We start from the raw sequence: 3,319 nt of genomic DNA, 5'->3' as shown, positions 1-3,319 counted from the left end.
ACGCTCGCTCTTCGCCGACAGCACCCACGGGACGCTCGCCACCGGAGCCGAAGGCCCGGCCGGGGCAGCGGGCTCCTGCACCGGGGCCTGTTCCAGAATGACGTGGGCGTTGGTGCCGCTGACGCCGAACGACGACACACCGGCCCGGCGTGGACGTTCGTCCGGTGTCTGCCAGGTCCGGGCCTCGGAGAGCAGTTCCACCGCGCCTTCGGACCAGTCGACCTTGGTGGACGGCCGGTCCACGTGCAGGGTCATCGGCAGCGTGCCGTGGCGCATGGCCATGACCATCTTGATGATGCCCGCGACACCCGCGGCCGCCTGCGTATGGCCGAAGTTCGACTTGATCGAGCCGAGCCACAGCGGCCGGCCGTCCTCGGGGCGTTCCTGGCCGTAGGTGGCGAGCAGCGCCTGGGCTTCGATCGGGTCGCCCAGGGTCGTGCCCGTGCCGTGCGCCTCGACCGCGTCCACGTCGGCGGGGCTGAGGCCCGCGTCGGCGAGGGCGGCGCGGATGACGCGCTGCTGGGACGGGCCGTTGGGGGCGGTCAGGCCGTTGGAAGCTCCGTCCTGGTTCATGGCCGAGCCGCGCATGACCGCGAGGACCTCGTGCCCGTTGCGGCGCGCGTCCGAGAGCCGCTCGACGACGAGGACGCCCACGCCCTCGCCCCAGCCGGTGCCGTCGGCGGCGTCCGCGAACGCCTTGACGCGGCCGTCGGCGGCGAGGCCCCGCTGCCGGCTGAACTCGGTGAACGACATGGGTGTCGACATGACGGTGACGCCGCCCGCGAGCGCCAGGTCGCACTCGCCCCGGCGGAGCGCCTGGGCGGCGAAGTGCAGCGCTACGAGGGACGACGAGCAGCCGGTGTCGACGGTCGCGGCGGGGCCTTCGAGGCCCAGGGTGTAGGAGACGCGGCCGGACAGGACGCTGGCCGCGTTACTGGTGAGGGTGGAGTCGGCACCTTCGACGGAGGCCATGAGCAGGGGGGCGTAGTCCTGGCCGTTGGTCCCGGCGTAGACGCCCGTTCGGCTGCCGTGCAGGGCACTCGGGTCGATGCCCGCGTGCTCGAACGCCTCCCACGAGGTCTCCAGGAGGAGCCGCTGCTGCGGATCCATGGCGAGCGCCTCGCGCGGCGAGATCCCGAAGAAGCCGGGGTCGAAGTGGCCGGCGTCGGCGACGAATCCGCCTTCGGCGATGTACGAGGCGCCGGGGCGGCCGTCGGGATCGTAGACGACGCCCAGGTCCCAGCCCCGGTCGGCGGGGAAGAGGCCCATGGCGTCGGTGCCGTCGGCGACGAGGCGCCACAGGTCGTCGGGGGACGCGACGCCGCCCGGGAAGCGGCAGGCCATACCGACGATCGCGATCGGCTCGTCCTCCGCGAACCCGGTGGCGCGGGCCACGGCGGGTGCCGTGGCCTGGCCGCCGAGGAGTTCGTCGCGCAGGTACGCGGCGAGCCGGCCGGCGTTCGGGTGGTCGAAGACGAGCGTGGTGGGCAGCTTGAGGCCGGTGGCCTCGGTGAGGCGGTTGCGGAGCTCGACGGCGGTGAGGGAGTCGAAACCGAGCTCGCGGAAGGCCCGGCCGGGCTGGACGGCTTCGCCGTCCTGGTGGCCGAGGACGGCGGCGGCCTCGCTTCGTACGAGGTCGAGGAGTTGACGTTCCTGCTCGGCGGCGGACAGGCCGTCGAGTCGGCCGCGCAGGGCTGAGGTGTGGCGGCGGGTGTCCCCGTCGGCTGCGTCCTCCGCGTCGGTCGCGAGGGCGCGCCCGGCCTCGGGGACGTCGGCGATCAGCGGGCGGGGCCGGGACATGGCGTAGACGGGGGCGAAGCGCTCCCAGTCCAGGTCGGCGATGCTCACGCAGGTCTCGTCGTGCTCGACGGCCTGGCGGAGGGCGGCGATGGCCAGGTCGGTCGGCATGGCGGCGAGGCCGCGCCGGGCGAGCTGCTCGCCGGCGTCGCCACCGGACATGCCGCCACCGTCCCAGGCGCCCCAGGCGATGGAGGTGGCGGCGAGGCCGCGGGCCCGGCGGGCGACGGCGAGACCGTCGAGGTAGGCGTTGGAGGCGGCGTACGCGGCGTGGCCACCGCTGCCCCACACGCCGGAGTTGGAGGAGAAGAGGACGAACGCGTCGAGCGGATCGGGCGAGTCGGCGGCGAACAGCTCGTCCAGGTGCGCGGCACCCAGGGTCTTGGCGGCCATGACCTCGTGGAGCTGACCGGCGTCGAGGGTGAGGAGTTCGCCGGTGCGGTCGGCGCCGGCCGCGTGCAGGACAGCGGTGATCGTCTCGCCCGCCTCGCGCAGCCCGTCGACCAGGGCCCCCAGGCTCTCGCGGTCGGCGACGTCACAGGCGGCGACGGTGACGCGGGCGCCCAGGGCGGTGAGTTCGTCGCGGAGTTCGGGTGCGCCGGGCGCGTCGGGGCCGCGGCGGCTGGTGAGCACAAGGTGTTCGGCGCCGGACTCGGCGAGCCGACGGGCGACGTGCGCGGCGATCGCGCCGGTGCCGCCGGTGATCAGGACCGTGCCGCGCGGGGTCCACGGACGGGATCCCTGGCGGCCGCCGAGCGGGGACCGGGTCAGGCGGCACACGTACGCGCCCGAGTCCCGTACCGCCCACTGGTCCTCGTCGCCCGCTGCGCCGAGGACACCGACCAGGCGCGACGCGCCACGGCCGTCGAGGTCGGCCGGCAGATCGATGAGCCCGCCCCATTCCTGGGGGAGTTCGAGCGCGGCGACCCGGCCCAGACCCCAGACGGCGCTCTGCGCCGGGTCGGCGGCCGCACGGTCGGAGGCGCCGACGGAGACCGCTCCACGGGTGAGCGTCCACAGCGGCGCGGTCGCCCCGGCATCGGCCAGCGTACGCAGCAGCGAGACGGTGGCCGCCAGTCCGGCGGACAGGCCCGGGTGCTCGGGGTGGGTGGCGGTGTCGAGGGCGAGGAGGGAGAGGACACCGGTCACGGCGTCGGGCCCGGCTTCGGTGCCGATGTGTTCCCCGACCCCGGCGAGGGTCGTACGGATCGCCTCGGCGCCGTGCCGAGTGAGCCCGGCGATGACGGTGTCGGCCAGGTCGGTCGCGGCGGCGTGCCGGGCGTCCGGGGTATCCGGTACGACGACGAGCCAACGACCGGTGAGGCGCGCGTCGAGGGGGGCGCCGGTCGGCTTCCAGGTGACGCGGTAACGCCAGGAGTCGATGGTCGATTCGGCGCGGCGCTGGCGGCGCCAGGAGGCGAGGGCGGGCAGGGCAGCGCTCAGCGTCTCGGCGTCGGCGGGGTCGAAGGCGTCGGCGAGTGCGGCGAGGTTGCCCTGCTCGACGGCTTCCCAGAAGCGGGCA

1 protein-coding gene is annotated in these 3,319 nt (G+C 74.9%); it reads right to left on the bottom strand.

The window, feature by feature from the left end; translation table 11 throughout:
- Positions 1-3,319: SDR family NAD(P)-dependent oxidoreductase (locus ACLF6P_RS29735; protein WP_415954522.1), on the bottom strand; the 3,319-nt coding region annotated here is incomplete at both ends.

It is taken from the genome of Streptomyces lothianensis, from assembly GCF_047779955.1.
Classification (GTDB): Bacteria; Actinomycetota; Actinomycetes; order Streptomycetales; family Streptomycetaceae; genus Streptomyces.
This window is presented reverse-complemented; position numbering and strand designations above follow the sequence as displayed.